General features: G+C 69.2%; 17 protein-coding genes. 5 read left to right on the top strand and 12 right to left on the bottom strand.

The window, feature by feature from the left end; translation table 11 throughout:
* The first annotated feature begins 117 nt into the window (after positions 1 to 117).
* From AB0J16_RS51990 to AB0J16_RS51980, 3 genes are all read left to right on the top strand, one after another.
* Positions 118 to 1,026 (top strand): TniB family NTP-binding protein, encoded by a 909-nt coding sequence (locus AB0J16_RS51990; RefSeq protein WP_358554540.1) that lies wholly within the window; start codon positions 118 to 120, stop codon positions 1,024 to 1,026.
* Complete coding sequence (locus AB0J16_RS51985; protein ID WP_358554313.1) at positions 1,023 to 1,214, top strand: TniQ family protein; 192 nt, start codon at positions 1,023 to 1,025, stop codon at positions 1,212 to 1,214. Before AB0J16_RS51990 ends, AB0J16_RS51985 begins: the two co-directional genes overlap by 4 nt.
* A gap of 70 nt (positions 1,215 to 1,284) precedes the next feature.
* The gene (locus AB0J16_RS51980; RefSeq protein WP_358554310.1) at positions 1,285 to 1,698 is read left to right on the top strand and encodes a hypothetical protein; all 414 of its coding nucleotides are present in this window, start codon (positions 1,285 to 1,287) and stop codon (positions 1,696 to 1,698) included.
* 11 nt (positions 1,699 to 1,709) lie between these two features.
* Here the strand turns inward: AB0J16_RS51980 and AB0J16_RS51975 are convergent, their stop codons facing one another.
* The 4 genes from AB0J16_RS51975 to AB0J16_RS51960 all read right to left on the bottom strand — a co-directional run bounded on the left by AB0J16_RS51975 (position 1,710) and on the right by AB0J16_RS51960 (position 5,306).
* Positions 1,710 to 2,702, bottom strand: a complete 993-nt coding sequence (locus AB0J16_RS51975; RefSeq protein ID WP_358554307.1) for a recombinase family protein — start codon at positions 2,700 to 2,702, stop codon at positions 1,710 to 1,712.
* 164 nt (positions 2,703 to 2,866) lie between these two features.
* Positions 2,867 to 3,283, bottom strand: a complete 417-nt coding sequence (locus tag AB0J16_RS51970) for a tetratricopeptide repeat protein (protein ID WP_358554304.1) — start codon at positions 3,281 to 3,283, stop codon at positions 2,867 to 2,869.
* Between the two features lie 64 nt (positions 3,284 to 3,347).
* A complete protein-coding gene (locus AB0J16_RS51965; protein ID WP_358554301.1) occupies positions 3,348 to 4,697 on the bottom strand; it encodes an NAD(P)/FAD-dependent oxidoreductase in 1,350 nt (449 codons plus the stop codon).
* A 3-nt stretch (positions 4,698 to 4,700) separates the two neighbouring features.
* Positions 4,701 to 5,306 (bottom strand): PadR family transcriptional regulator, encoded by a 606-nt coding sequence (locus AB0J16_RS51960; RefSeq protein ID WP_358554298.1) that lies wholly within the window; start codon positions 5,304 to 5,306, stop codon positions 4,701 to 4,703.
* A 47-nt stretch (positions 5,307 to 5,353) separates the two neighbouring features.
* On the opposite strand from AB0J16_RS51960, the gene AB0J16_RS51955 reads away from it, so the two are divergent.
* Positions 5,354 to 5,566, top strand: coding sequence for a hypothetical protein (locus AB0J16_RS51955; protein WP_358554295.1), 213 nt, complete (start codon positions 5,354 to 5,356; stop codon positions 5,564 to 5,566).
* A gap of 402 nt (positions 5,567 to 5,968) precedes the next feature.
* Here the strand turns inward: AB0J16_RS51955 and AB0J16_RS51950 are convergent, their stop codons facing one another.
* The 7 genes from AB0J16_RS51950 to AB0J16_RS51920 all read right to left on the bottom strand — a co-directional run bounded on the left by AB0J16_RS51950 (position 5,969) and on the right by AB0J16_RS51920 (position 11,209).
* Positions 5,969 to 6,457 carry a hypothetical protein gene (locus AB0J16_RS51950; protein ID WP_358554292.1) on the bottom strand — a complete coding sequence of 163 codons (489 nt, stop codon included), beginning with the start codon at positions 6,455 to 6,457 and terminating at the stop codon, positions 5,969 to 5,971.
* A 247-nt stretch (positions 6,458 to 6,704) separates the two neighbouring features.
* Complete coding sequence (locus AB0J16_RS51945) at positions 6,705 to 6,956, bottom strand: DUF6245 family protein (protein WP_358554289.1); 252 nt, start codon at positions 6,954 to 6,956, stop codon at positions 6,705 to 6,707.
* On the bottom strand, positions 6,929 to 7,180 hold the full coding sequence (locus AB0J16_RS51940) for a DUF6245 family protein (protein WP_358554286.1): 252 nt from the start codon (positions 7,178 to 7,180) through the stop codon (positions 6,929 to 6,931). Before AB0J16_RS51940 ends, AB0J16_RS51945 begins: the two co-directional genes overlap by 28 nt.
* Positions 7,181 to 7,393: 213 nt before the next feature.
* Positions 7,394 to 8,395 (bottom strand): NADP-dependent oxidoreductase, encoded by a 1,002-nt coding sequence (locus AB0J16_RS51935; RefSeq protein WP_358554283.1) that lies wholly within the window; start codon positions 8,393 to 8,395, stop codon positions 7,394 to 7,396.
* A 32-nt stretch (positions 8,396 to 8,427) separates the two neighbouring features.
* A complete protein-coding gene (locus AB0J16_RS51930) occupies positions 8,428 to 9,243 on the bottom strand; it encodes an alpha/beta hydrolase (RefSeq protein ID WP_358554280.1) in 816 nt (271 codons plus the stop codon).
* 113 nt (positions 9,244 to 9,356) lie between these two features.
* Positions 9,357 to 10,070, bottom strand: a complete 714-nt coding sequence (locus AB0J16_RS51925; protein WP_358554278.1) for an SDR family oxidoreductase — start codon at positions 10,068 to 10,070, stop codon at positions 9,357 to 9,359.
* Positions 10,071 to 10,129: 59 nt separating this feature from the next.
* Positions 10,130 to 11,209: an alkene reductase gene (locus AB0J16_RS51920; protein WP_358554275.1), complete on the bottom strand. Its 1,080-nt coding sequence runs from the start codon at positions 11,207 to 11,209 to the stop codon at positions 10,130 to 10,132.
* A gap of 148 nt (positions 11,210 to 11,357) precedes the next feature.
* Here AB0J16_RS51920 and AB0J16_RS51915 point away from each other — a divergent pair, with 148 nt between their 5' ends.
* Positions 11,358 to 11,960: a TetR/AcrR family transcriptional regulator gene (locus AB0J16_RS51915; protein WP_358554272.1), complete on the top strand. Its 603-nt coding sequence runs from the start codon at positions 11,358 to 11,360 to the stop codon at positions 11,958 to 11,960.
* 97 nt (positions 11,961 to 12,057) lie between these two features.
* Here the strand turns inward: AB0J16_RS51915 and AB0J16_RS51910 are convergent, their stop codons facing one another.
* The gene (locus AB0J16_RS51910; RefSeq protein WP_358554269.1) at positions 12,058 to 12,825 is read right to left on the bottom strand and encodes an enoyl-CoA hydratase/isomerase family protein; all 768 of its coding nucleotides are present in this window, start codon (positions 12,823 to 12,825) and stop codon (positions 12,058 to 12,060) included.
* Positions 12,826 to 12,879: the final 54 nt, after the last annotated feature.

Below are 12,879 nucleotides of genomic sequence, written 5' to 3'. Positions count from 1 at the left end.
GCCCGCGACGCCTAAGCTCCCACAGGTCCGGGTGATGCCGCCGCCTGTCCCGGCGGTGGACGGGACCACCGCGCCGGCGGCCGAGCCGTTCGAGGTGATCGAACAGTGGTGAACGGGGTGGAGGCGGCTGATCCGGAGGATCTGTCGCATCTGCATGAGGGTGCCCGGTGGATCGCTCGGCTGCCGTCGTCTGAGCGGCTGCGGCATGCGCGGGCGGACCGGTGGATCGGCTACACCCGCGCCAGACAGGCCCTGGCAGAGCTGGGGAAGCTGCTGGCGGCCCCGAAGCGGGAGCGGATGCCGAACCTGCTGCTGGTCGGGGCGACGAACAACGGTAAATCGATGATCATCGAGAAGTTCCGGCGGTCGCACCCGCTGGTCGCGCACATCGATCGGGAGGAGATCCCGGTCCTGGTGGTGCAGATGCCCTCCGATCCGCATGTCGGCCGCTTCTACACCGCGCTGCTGGCCAGTCTCGGGGCGCCGCTGCGGCCGGCGATGAAGCTGGCCGTGCTGGAGCAGCTGGCGCTGCGGTTGCTGCGCGAGGCCGGCGTGCGGGTGCTGGTGATCGACGAACTACACAGCACGCTGGCCGGCCATGGCAACTCCCGCCGCGAATTCCTCAACCTGCTGCGGTTCCTGGGCAACGAGCTGAAGATCCCCCTCGTCGGGGTCGGTACCCGGGAGGCTTATCTGGCGATCCGCTCGGACGATCAGCTGGAGAACCGGTTCGCGCCGTTCGCGCTGCCGCGCTGGCAGGCCGATCAGGAGGCACGGTCCCTGCTGGCGAGCTTCGCCGCCGCCTTCCCCCTTCGCCGCCCGTCGGCGATCTCGACACCACAGATGGCCGAGTACCTGCTGGCACGCAGCGAAGGGACGATCGGTGAGCTGTCGGCGCTACTGACCGAGGCCGCGATCGCGGCGATCGAGTCGGGCGAGGAGGCGATCAACCAGCGGACCCTACTGCTGGCCACCTACAACGGGCCGACCGAGCGTCGCCGATTGTTCGAACGCGAACTCCTGTGAGCGGTGGCGGCGCCCGCCGGTGGCCGCTCCACCCGCCACCGCACCCGGGCGAGGCTCTGTCGTCGTGGCTACAGCGGCTCGCCTCCCGCTATGAGCTGACGGTCGCACAGCTCCTGACCCACAACCGACGAGCTGCCCAGCCCACGGCTGCCGGCTCGAGCACGGCGCCGACGTCCAGCTGGGGTTAGCCCTCGGCAGGCCGGTCGCACCACAGCCCGTCAGCGACGCGGTCGTCGCGCTGGACCGGCTCACCTGGGAGTGCTGGACCACGGGCCGGGTCACCCTGCCGCGCCGCCCGGTGCACGCGGGGGTCTGGTTCCGGCTGCTGCGTACCCTCCTGGACGAGGTCAGCACAGCGCCCTCGGTCGTCCGCACCGGCTCGGCCGAGACGCTACGGCTGATCTGGGAGAGAGCGGGGCGGCCGGTCCGGGCGGGCCTGAACATCTGGCGGCCGGGGGGACGCTGCACGAAGAGTGCGAGGCGTTCTTCGACCTGGCCCGCGACTACCCCGCCACCGCCCTCCAGCTCCTGAGGATCTTCACCTTCCGGTCGAGGACCCTGGAGGAGTTCGAGGCCGAACGCCGCTTCCTCATCGACGCCGGCGTCCCCGAGGCGTTCCTGCCCGACGCCGCGGGCTGCGGACGGGCCGATCTGCTGCCCTGCCCGCATTGACGCGCTGGCCACTACCGCAGGGCGGCGAAGTCCGCGCGGGCCTGCTCGATCGCCTCGGGGTAGGCGCTGGCCTTCTCGTATTCGGCCAAGGCCCGATAGACGCTGGCCAGCGACGGGTTCTGGCCTTTGTTCTTGCCGGTGGGGATGATGAGGTCTTTGCGGATGTCCTCCACCCGTTCGCCAGCGGCCCTGCGACGTAGGACGGTGTGCAGCATGTCGTCGGTCATCACCGGGCGGCGGCCGCCGTGATTGCCTTTGCGAGCGGCGGCGTCCAGACCTTCGAGGGTGGCTTCGCGGACGGCTTCGCGTTCGGTCTCGGCCATCGCGGCGAAGAAGGCGAACAGCATCCGTCCCGGCCCGGACGGGTCGTAGGTCCCCGCTAGCGGCCCGGCGAGCATCTCCAGGACCAGGCCGTGGGCGGTCAGGTGGTCGGCCAGTGCGGTGAGCTCGGCGGCGTCCCGGCCCAGTCGCTTCATCTCGTAGACGGTGAAGATGACCCGGCAGTGCGGGGCGTGGGCCTTCACCTCGCGGGCGGCGGCGAGCGCGGCCTCGAAGTGGGGCCGGACCTTTACCCTGGTGGAGATCTTCTCGGCGAAGATCTTCTCGCGCGGGATGCCGTGCCGCTCCAGCGCGTCCAGCTGCGACTGGAGCTCTTGGGTGAGGGAGGAGCAGCGGGCGTAGCCGATCCGAATGTCGGCCGTCGGCCGATCGGGGTCGATCGGCGCCGGCGGCGCCGTGCCCGGCCGCCACGGCCGGCCCGGCCCTCGGTCGGCGGGGGTCGGCACCCGCAGCAACTTCGACAGGCGGGCAACCTTCACGAACCGGCCGGTGTGGTAGGTCCCGGCCACCGCGCCCGAACGCGACCTGCACGGCGAGCCCGCCTCCACGCCACATCGCGGACACGCGTGGCGTTCGACCTCATCCGCGTCACGGGTGATGTTCGGGTCATCGGCGGATACAGCGGATGATCCGGCGCGTTCGCGGGGTTCCGGGATCTTGACCATGCCCTGGATTCTCTCACAAACATTTCCCAGAACACTGGATCTGGCAAAAGTGAGTGAGAACGAGTTCTGAGAAGGAATCAGTCCCGGCTGACCTCGATTTCAAGATCGAGAAGACCGCGCTTGGCTTCTTCTCGCAATCGAGCGTTTCCGAGAAGAGAATATGCCTATTTCTGGGCTGTCGCTTGGCTTCGCCAGTACACGAGGTTCTTGCGGGTAATCACGATGGAGGAATGGTCGGAACCCAGCACCTGGTGAAACTCTATGAGGAGTTCCTCGAGGTCAGCGGCAGCGCCCGCCGGATCCCCCGCCTCACCCCGCCACTCCGCGAGGTTGTTGTGGCTCACCTGGGTGTCGGGGTGGTCAGGACCGAACACTCTTAGCTGGTCAGTGAGGAGTTCTTCGTAGGCAGTGGCGCCGCCCGCCGGCTCGGCGATCCGGACCCCGAGCAGCGTGCCGTCCTGCTCGAGCAGTTCGTCCATCTCCATGACGATCAGCCCGTCGGCGGCCTCGATCAGGTGCGGCAGCAGGGTGGGCTTGCCGGCGCCCGGCGCGCCGGTCAGCAGGTACAGGGGAGCGAGCACGCCCCGATCCTAGAGGCCGGCGGTCGTGATGATCGCGGGCGGCGGGTCAGGCGCCTGGCGCCTTTCAGTCTTCGCGGCCCTCGCCGCGGTAGGCGGCTTGGGACTGCTCCATCTTGCGCTTGACCGGCGGCAGATGGTTGATCGTCCGCATTGCCGTACGCATGCCGGCCAGTGCCAGGCGGCCGATGACCGGCCAGTGGACGGGGCCGTCGGCGCTCATCTGCTTGCGCGACTCGCGGACGGTGTCAAAGCCGTACTCGCGCATCCGGCTCTCGTAACCGCCGACCGCCTCGAGGAGCATGGCCTTGCCGTCGCGGAAGGCCGCCAGGTTGCGCGTCAGCAGGCGGGCGTCGCGTAGTGCGGTGTTCGCGCCCACGCCACGGCCCGGGGTCATGGTGTGGATGGCGTCGCCGAGCATGGTGACGTTGCCGGCCGGCCACGGGCCGGGCGGGACCGAGGTACGGATGTTGATCGGGAAGCAGCTGCCGGGGTCGGCCAGCTCGAACAGCCTGCGCAGGTTGGGATGCCATCCCGCGGTCCGCTCCAGCACGAGCCTCTGCAGGTCGGGGCCCTTGAGGTCGAGCACGTCCGACGGCAGCCTGCGAGCGGCCGCGGCCCAGCCCCACATGATGTAGTCGCGCGTGTTGTCGAAGGTGAGGCCGGGCCAGGCCGAGATGAGCCGGGCGTCGGTCGCGCCGATGCCCATCTTGGGCCGGCCCCGCTCGTCCCACGGGAACTCCATGACGTGGTAGACGCAGAAATAGCCCTTGGGCGCGAACACCATCGACACGCCGTGCAGCATCTTCGGCGTGATCAGCTGGCGGGTCTCCGCCGTCAGCGCGATCTTGCCGGTGATGCCGATCAGCCCTGAATCCTCCACTACGGCGTGCGGCAGGTACTGCCGGCGCACGCGTGAGTTCGTCCCGTCGGCGCCCACCAGCAGATCGCCGGTGGCCTGGGTGCCGTCCTCGAAGAACGCGGTGACGGTGCCGTCGGCGTTGCGCTCGTACCTGCGGAAGACCTTGTCGAAGTGGACGACGTCCTCCAGCCCGGTGAGCAGCACCTGGCGCAGCGTCATCCGCGACACCGACTTCTCGCTGTCGACGGGGTCGTCGCCGGGCGGGCTACCGTCGCCCATCGACAGCACTTCCGTCAGCTTCTCGGTGAGGATGTTGGAGTAGCGCGGCGGCCGCGCGCAGGTCGCCAGGAACGTCTCGTACAGCTCGGGCGGCAGGCAGTCGTGCAGCGCGCGGCTGCCGTCGGGGCTGATGCCGACGCGGTAGCCCTGCAGCCCGTCGCCGCGGGTGCGGTCGCGCTCGTAGACCGCGACCTCGATGCCCGCCCGCTTGAACCCGTGCGCCAGGCACAGCCCGCCGGTGCCGGCGCCGATGACGATGACCTTGATCGTGGGCATGGTTCAGTCCTCCGGGATCTCGAGATGGTCGGAGGCGAAGGCGCGCAGGCGCTCCTCGCTCCAGGTCAGGCGGCCGGCGCGCAGGTCGTCGAGAACTCCGGTGACCCAGCGCAGCTCGCTCTCCGTGGCGGCACGCAGGTACTCGGTCTCCAGCAGCGAGACGCGGGGCACGCCTGCCTCCCCGAGCGCCGCCTCCAGCCGGGCCAGCCGTACCTGGAGGAGCTCGTGGCGCTCGCGCAGGAAGCCCAGCGTCTGCTCCGGGGTCAGTATCGGCAGGAACGACAGCGCGGCGGGGAACTCGGGGAACTCGTTGCGCGGCGTCGTCAGCATCTCGCCCATCCACCGCTGGAGCGCCTCGCGGCCCTGTTCGGTCAGCGCGTAGACGGTGCGCTCGGGGTACTGCTGGTCGCGCTCGGTCTGGTGGACCGTGATCAGGCTCGCTTCGTGCAGCCGGTTGATCGTCTTGTACAGCGTGGTCCGCTGGCCAACGTTGATCACCTCGTCCTTGCCCCACTGCTTGATCAGGGACTGCATGCCGTACGGATGTAGCGGCTGGTAGGCGAGAAGGCCGAGGACGGCCATCGCCAGCGGTGATCGGCGCGTTGTCATAGTAGAAGGTTAACTAGTGTCCAGAACACTATGCAAGTATGGAGCTCATGGCGATACCTGCGCGCTTGTCCTGGGCCGTCGACACGCTGGACGTAAGGCCCGCCGACCGGATTCTGGAGATCGGGTGCGGGCGCGGCGTGGCCGTGGACCTCATCTGCTCGCGGGGCGGCACGGCCACGGCGCTCAACCGTTCGGCCACCGCGATCCGCGCCGCCGAGGACCGCAACGCCTCGCACATCGCCTCCGGCCAGGCGATGTAAGGGTCATGAATCACCTCGCCCCCCGTGCCTCACCAGGGGCCCGGCGCCCAACATCAACCCAGCAGACTCACCGGTAGGTGCACGCGACTTCGGAAATCGATGCATGCGACTTCGAAAATCGACATCGGGCCCGTGTAATGAGCCCCAAAGTAGAGCATCCGCACAGGTCAGTGTTGTCTCAGAACCATCTCGCAGGACGCCCGCGTTGTGAGAGGAGTTCTGCGAACGGCGACCTGGGTGAACGGCTCGCGAACTCGTGCGACGCTGACCGCCCCGGCGGGACGCGATGACGGCCACCGTCGACGAGCGAGTGGAAGCCCAGGTTTCCAGCCGGGTCTACGCCGACCGGCCGGTGGCCGCCTTGAAGTGCCTACGGCGCGTTGCCTGCGCCGTTATTGCTGATCAGTTGACAGGGCTGAACTTCCATTTTTGAGTGGCGGCGCCGGTGGCGGGCTTCAGCGCCACCTTTGGCGGTAGACCGGGCCCGTAAGGTGCGGTGGTCCAGACCAGATCTTGGCTGGGGAGCTTGATGGTGAATGTGCCGTCCTCGGACCTGATGAGAGACCAGGCCGTCGGGGCCTGGCCCTTGCACACGACCTGCTCGTGGTCCTCGGAGGCGAAGCGTTCCGTGCCCACATTCCAGATGTAGTAAGTGGACTCGGCTGGGAAGATCTGCCACTTCTCCTGGCTTCCTCCGGGGTTGTTGTCGATGGTGATCGGCAAGTCCTCGACAGGGGCGGCTTTTGCCGAGCCGTTCGATGCCAGGTTGATGAGCCGGTAGGTGGGTTCGGCGGAGATGGCCCGGGGAGTCTGTGTGCTGGCGGGGGTGCTGGCGGCGGTGGCCGGCAGCAAGGCGGTCAGGGCCAGGACGGCCAGGGCTGAGGTGCGCATGGGGGGACCTCCATGGGTAGTGAGCGTTCCACCCGAACATTTACTCTCTGCTTATGATCTACTACCCTAAGTGACTTAAGCCATTGCGACACCGTCCGCCACCGACCCGGAGTGGCTGCGGGCCACAACGGTTTATCCTCCGTTGTCCGCTTCTCTCGGCGTATTTCCGCATAGATGGTTCTGAGACAACCCTGACCTGCCCGGATCTCTACTTTGGGGCTCATTACACGGACCCGAGCAGAGGGACTCACTCGGTGATGTTCTCGTGCAGCGTCGCGAACCGCGGGTCGGCGGGGTCGGTGACCGTGGTCGCCTCCAGCAGCACCACCAGGGCCCAGGCGATGTCAGCGGCGGCGTTCCCGGTCGGCCCCAGGTCGGCCTTGCGGTTCCACGCCTTCAGCGGCTCGGCGGTCTGGCACGCCTGCCAGTGCAGCATCCCGGTCACCCCGGGACCGGCCGCGCCGGAAGCCTTCAGCACCTGACCGCGGGCCAGCGCCATCTCCTCCACCCCGCGCCGTGGGCGAGCATGTGGCCCTCGGTGAGCATGCCGACCCCGATCGCCGCCCCGTACAACGAGTTGGCCAGCACCGCCGCCAGCACCCGTTCCCCGCCGACCGCCGCGGCCAGTTCGGCGTCGGTGGGAGTCTGCGCGGAGGCGCCGAGCGCGGCCAGCGCCGCCGAGATCGACGATGCGGACGGAGCTGGCGGAGGCGAAGGCGGCATGTCCGCACCGTACCGACGCGCCCCGCTCGAAGGCACCCCGTCGATGTGATCGCGATCAACCCACAGCACGTTCCCTTACCGGCCGTGGACATCCGGCCCACGGAGCGGTCGGTTTCCTGCCTGGAAGCGCTGTATCGGTGGGGAGCGGATGCCGAGCCGGCAGGGCGCGTCAGCAGGATCCGCCGGGGGGCGGAGCACGTCGTCGGCGCCGATTCAGTCGGCGGATACGACGACCTTGCCGGCTTTCGTCTTGCCGGCCTCGACGAACGCCATCGCCTGCGGAGTCTCGTCGAAGGGGAAGACCGTGTCGACGACCGGGCGCAGCGCGCCGGCGTCGTACAGGCCGGCCAGGTGGGCCAGCTGCTTGCCGTCGGCTCGCATGAAGAAGAAGGAGTAGCGCACTCCGGCCTTCCTGGCCGCGCGGCGGACCTTGCGGCTCAGCAGCGACAGCACCATCTCGAAGACCCGGGGGGCGCCGAGTTGCCGGGCGAGGCCGGCGTCCGGGGGGCCGGCCACTCCCAGGGTCAGGCCGCCGGAGGTCAGCACGGTCAGCGACTTCATCAGATTCTCCCCGCCGAGTCCGTCGACGACGAGGTCGTAGCCGGAGTGCAGCGAGGAGAAGTCCTCCTTGGTGTAGTCGACGACGATGTCGGCGCCCAGGGAGCGCAGCAGCTCCTCGGACGAGCCCCGGGCGGTGGTCGCGACCTCGGCGCCCAGGTACTTGGCCAGCTGGATCAGGGTGGACCCGAGGCCGCCGGCGCCGCCGTGGACCAGTACCTTCGACCCGGGCCCGATCCCGGCCGTGTCAACAAGAATCTGCCAGGCCGCGAGGGAGACGAGCGGCACCGCGGCCGCCTCGGGCATGGTCAGCGTGGCCGGTTTGTGCGCGACATCGTCCTGGTCGATCGCGATGTACTCGGCGAAGGCGCCGATGCGCAGGTCACGTGGCCGGGAGTACACCTCGTCGCCGACAGCGAAGCCGCGCACCAGTGTCCCGACCTTCGTGACGGTGCCGGCGAGATCGTGGCCCAGGACGAACGGCGTCCTGTACTTGAGGAGTTGTTTGAACTCTCCGTCGCGGACCAGCTTGTCCAGCGGGTTGACGCTGGCCGCGGCGATCTTCACCAGGACATCCCGGGGGCCGGGCTGCGGTTCGGGCACGTCTGCGGCGCGCAGGCCGTCCTTGCCGTAGTGCTCGACGACGAAAGCCTTCATGGTTCGCGGGTCCCTTCTTGTCGGTACAGGTGCTACGGCCGGGCCAGGAAGGCTAGTGCCTGGGTGACGAACTGCTGGTGGTACTGGAAGATGCCGCCGTGACCGGCGTCAGGGTAGATCACCAGCTCGCTGGCGGGCAGCCGCCGGGCCAGATCGGTGGAGTTGTGGGAGGGGACCATCCGGTCGGCGTCGCCGTTGGCCACCAGCACCGGCTGGGTGATCACCGACAGGTCCTGCGGGGGCTGCAGGCCCCAGCGGTGGATGGCCTTGAGCTGGGTGAGGTAGGCCCTCGGGGAGATCGTCTTGTCCCGGTCGGTGGTGCGTTCCTTCAGGCGTGCCAGGAACTCCTGGCCGGCGCGCTTGCCGGCGGCGGTGCGGGTGAAGAACAGGTACTGCTTGGGGTCGGTGAGGGTCAGCAGCGCCCGCAGGGTGTCCAGGTGGGAGATGCGGGTGACGTTCGTGATGCCCTGGCCGCCGGCGGGGCCGGTTCCGGTCAGGATGATCCTGCGGACCAGCTGCGGCTCTCTCAGCGCGATCTCCTGGGCGATCATGCCGCCCATGGAGAAGCCGTGCAGGTCGACGCGGTCAAGGCCGAGGGCCTTGATGAAGGTGGCGGCGTCGCGGGCCATCTCGGCGATGGTGGCCGGGGTGGTGCCGGTGGAGGCTCCGACGCCGCGGTTGTCGAAGGTGATGACGCGGCGCTCGGCGGCGATGCCGTCGACGACGCGCGGGTCCCAGTTGTCCAGGACGGCGGCCAGGTGGGTCAGGAACACCACGGGAGTGCCGGTGCGCGGGCCCAGGTCGCGGTAGGCGTAGCGCACCCCCGCGGCCTCGACGGTCCGGGTCACGGCGTCCTTGTAGGTTGCGGCAGAGGCCTGGTTTGCCGGGGGAGGGGTCGGGTGTGCGTGCTTCGGGGCCATGATGGTGCCCTTCCTTTCCTTGTGGTCGTGGTCGGCGGCGGTCAGACCGCGGGTTCGCCCAGTTGCGGGTAGATCGCCTCCAGCGGCTGGGACAGGGCTGCCCTCAGCTGGACGGAGACGTCGTCGGCGAGGACCTCGTGGCGTCCGGCCTCCGTGGCGTCGAACACCGTGCGCACCAGGTCTGCCGGGTCCGTTTTGGGGCCCTCGGCACCGGCGGCCATGGGGGTGTCGACCCAGCAGACGTGCACCCCGACGACCTGGACGCCGTCCGGGGCGAGCTCCAGGCGCAGGGAGTTGGTCACCGACCACAGGGCGGCCTTCGTGGCGCTGTAGATCCCGGCCACCGCGTACCAGCTCAGCGCGGAGTGCACGTTGATCAGTGCTGCCGGCGCGTTGCGCGACAGGACCGGGGCGAAGGCGCGGGACAGGTTCAGCGGGCCGAGGAAGTTGGTCGCGACGTTGCGCGCGATGTCCTCGTCCGTGTGGTTGAGGATCCCCGGGCTCGGCACCGACGCCCCCGCGTTGTTGATCAGGATGGTGACGTCCGGCGCGGCCTGGACCGCGGCGGCGATGGAAGCGGCGTCGGTGACGTCCAGTGCCAGCGGGACGATGCGGTCGTCGTCCCAGGTTCGGGGGGTGCGGGCGGTGGCGTACACCTTCGCCGCGCCCCGTTCCAGCGCCTGCTGGACCAGCTGCGTGCCGATACCGCCGTTGGCACCGGTCACTAGGACGACGGATTCCTTGAACGAGGTCATAACTGTCTTGCCTTTCAGAGTGGGCATAAGGGGAGGTGGGACGAGCTGTGTGCGCGGGCTCAGACCCGGTCCAGGACCGGGTAGTCGGTGTAACCGGCGGCACCGCCGCCGTAGAGGGTGTCCGGGTCGACCTCGTTGAGCTCCGCTCCGGTACGCAGCCGCACGACCAGGTCGGGATTGGCCAGCGCCCACCGGCCGACCGGGGCGATATCGGCCAGGCCGGAGTCCACGTAACCGGCCAGTTCCTCACGGGTGTGGCCATAGCGCAGCACCAGCAGCGCGGTGGGCCATGCCTCGCGCAGGGAGCGCAGCAGCTCGTCGTCGCCGAGGTGGTGCACATGCAGGTAGGCCAGGTTCAACGGGGCCAGCTCGCCGACCAGGTGCCGGTACTGGGCGCGTACCGCCTGCGCGTCGCCCTCGTCGATCCCGCCCAGCGGGAATCCGGGCGAGATGCGGATGCCGACCCGGTCGGCGCCGATCTCCTCGGCGACGTCCGCGGCGATCTCGACGGTGAGGCGGGACCGTGCGGCGACCGATCCGCCGTAGGCGTCGGTGCGGTGGTTGGCGTTGGGGGAAAGGAACTGGTGCAGCAGGTATCCGTTGGCGGCATGGATCTCCACCCCGTCCGCGCCGGCGGCGACGGCCTGCGCCGCGGCGTGCCGGAACTCCCCGACCACACCGGCCAGCTCCTCGGTGGCGAGCTCCCGCGGTACCGGGGTCTTCTGCAGGCCGTTCGCGGTGAATATCTCCTGCTCGGCGCCGATCGCGGACGGGGCCACCGGCTGGCGGTGGTGCGGGGTGTTGTCCGGGTGGGACATCCGCCCGACGTGCATCAGCTGCACGAACAGCGCTCCGTCGCCGGCGTGCACCGCGTCGGCGACCCTCCGCCAGCCCTCGACGTGCTCGGCTGTGTAGATGCCGGGGGTGTTCGGGTAGCCCTGGCCGTCCGGCGAGGGCTGCGTGCCCTCGGTGATGATCAGGCCCAGGCCCGTACGCTGCCCGTAGTACTCGGCCATCAGCTCGGTCGGGGTCCCGTCCGGCAGCGCTCGGCTACGGGTCATCGGGGCCATCGCCAGGCGGTGCGGGAGCTTGACGCGGCCCAGCGCGAACGGCTGCCAGAGAGTGGAGGACACGGTCATGGCGGAAGTTCCTTTGCGTGGTGCGATGTGCGGCGGCCGGGCCCCGGCCCCCCTGCAGGCGGCTGCATGCAAGAATGGATCTGAGTCCGATCGCTTACGACTACAATCATAACTGAGTACAGTCATTAATTCATTCCCGGGAGGTCCCATGCCGTCCACGCCTGCCCCGTCGGGTCGGCGGGAGCGGAACAAGCAGCAGAAGCTGGACCGCATCACGGCCGCCGCCCGCGAGCTGTTCGCCGAGCACAGCGTCGAGGACGTCACCACCCAGCAGATCGCCGAGAAGGCCGATATCGGCACCGGCACCCTGTTCCTCTACGTCAAGAGCAAGGGCGAGCTCCTCCTGCTGCTCCAGAACTCCCTGTACGTCGACGCTCTCGCCCGGGGCCGGGCCGCCGCCGAAACCGTCGACGACCCCGTGGAGGCGGTGCTCGCGCTGCTGCGGCCGGTGGTGGAGTGCAACCGTGTGCACACCGGCAATGGCCGCACCTACCTGCGGGAAATGGCCTTCGGCGACCCCACGGAGCCCCGACACCACGAGGCACTGACGATCGCCGGCCAAACCGAACAGGCCGTCGCCGAGCTGCTGCAGCGCTACGGGAAGCGCAGCAGCGCCGACGCCGCCACCCTCGCCCGTGTCACCTCCGCGGTGATGTTCCTCGCCATGGCGGCGAGCCTCAACGCCGACCACGACGCAGAACAGGTGCTGGCCGACATCCGCACACAGCTGTCGGTGATCCTGCCCCACTGACACCCGGGCGTTCGCCGATTCGGGCGCTCGCCGGGGGACGCGGACGGCGGCTATCGGGGGCCGATCCACTCGCCCATGTTGCGTTCTGCGTCGAGGATCATCTCCGGCGGCGCCGAAGCGGACCTGCGCAGCCGTTCCTGAACCGTCTCGCGGGCGAGCAGCGTGCGTTCGTGGCCGCGAGGCTCTCGGCTGAGGGCCGCGGGTACTGCTCGTCGAGGATCTCCTTCACCGCGGCGAGCGCCTCGGCGTCGAAGGAGGCGATCCGCTGAGCGAACCGCTCGACGAGGGCGTCGAGTTCGGCGTCGGGCACCGAACGGTTGACCCACCCGTAGAGCCCGGCGGTGTCGGCGTCGTAGTCCTCACCCGAGGCGATGATCTCCAGCGCGCGGGCCCGGCCGGTGAGCCGTGGCAGCCGCTGCATGCCTCCACAGCCGGGGATGATCGCGGTGCCGATCTCCAACTGACCCAGGACCGCCGTCTCCTTGGCGGCGAACCGCACGTCCAGCGCGGCCAGGAGCTCGTTCCCGATACCCCGGGCACGGCCCCGGATCGATCCGACGGTGATGAACGGCGCCCTGACCAGCTTGTCGATCAAGGCGAACCAGGTCGGCATACCCTCCCCGAACTCCTCGATCCTGCCCAGGTTGAGATGTGCCATGAAGAAGTCGGGAACGGCGCTGTCGAAGACGACGACCTTGACCTCGGGATCGTCGATAAGCCTGTCGACGATCCCGGCCAGTGCGCTCTCGACCTCGGGGTCGTACAAGTTGAGCGGTGGGTTGTCGAACGTCACCCGCCAGTAGGCGGGGCTGCTGCGCAGTGCGTGAACCGGCGGACGCGACATACCGGTTGCGGATTCAGTCATCTACCTCACTCCTTGGGGTGCCGGTAAGAATCGTGTCTCACGGCCCAAACGAGC

The sequence above is a fragment of the Nonomuraea sp. NPDC049750 genome (assembly GCF_040659625.1).
GTDB lineage: Bacteria > Actinomycetota > Actinomycetes > Streptosporangiales > Streptosporangiaceae > Nonomuraea.
This window is presented reverse-complemented; position numbering and strand designations above follow the sequence as displayed.

What these genes read in the sequence shown, in the direction of transcription:
- AB0J16_RS51975 (WP_358554307.1), bottom strand. Translation starts at nt 2,702, where the DNA reads ATGGTCAAGATCCCGGAACCCCGCGAACGCGCCGGATCATCCGCTGTA.
- AB0J16_RS51965 (WP_358554301.1), bottom strand. Translation starts at nt 4,697, where the DNA reads ATGCCCACGATCAAGGTCATCGTCATCGGCGCCGGCACCGGCGGGCTG.
- AB0J16_RS51960 (WP_358554298.1), bottom strand. Translation starts at nt 5,306, where the DNA reads ATGACAACGCGCCGATCACCGCTGGCGATGGCCGTCCTCGGCCTTCTC.
- AB0J16_RS51955 (WP_358554295.1), top strand. Translation starts at nt 5,354, where the DNA reads ATGGCGATACCTGCGCGCTTGTCCTGGGCCGTCGACACGCTGGACGTA.
- AB0J16_RS51950 (WP_358554292.1), bottom strand. Translation starts at nt 6,457, where the DNA reads ATGCGCACCTCAGCCCTGGCCGTCCTGGCCCTGACCGCCTTGCTGCCG.
- AB0J16_RS51945 (WP_358554289.1), bottom strand. Translation starts at nt 6,956, where the DNA reads ATGGCGCTGGCCCGCGGTCAGGTGCTGAAGGCTTCCGGCGCGGCCGGT.
- AB0J16_RS51940 (WP_358554286.1), bottom strand. Translation starts at nt 7,180, where the DNA reads ATGCCGCCTTCGCCTCCGCCAGCTCCGTCCGCATCGTCGATCTCGGCG.
- AB0J16_RS51935 (WP_358554283.1), bottom strand. Translation starts at nt 8,395, where the DNA reads ATGAAGGCTTTCGTCGTCGAGCACTACGGCAAGGACGGCCTGCGCGCC.
- AB0J16_RS51925 (WP_358554278.1), bottom strand. Translation starts at nt 10,070, where the DNA reads ATGACCTCGTTCAAGGAATCCGTCGTCCTAGTGACCGGTGCCAACGGC.
- AB0J16_RS51920 (WP_358554275.1), bottom strand. Translation starts at nt 11,209, where the DNA reads ATGACCGTGTCCTCCACTCTCTGGCAGCCGTTCGCGCTGGGCCGCGTC.
- AB0J16_RS51915 (WP_358554272.1), top strand. Translation starts at nt 11,358, where the DNA reads ATGCCGTCCACGCCTGCCCCGTCGGGTCGGCGGGAGCGGAACAAGCAG.
- AB0J16_RS51910 (WP_358554269.1), bottom strand. Translation starts at nt 12,825, where the DNA reads ATGACTGAATCCGCAACCGGTATGTCGCGTCCGCCGGTTCACGCACTG.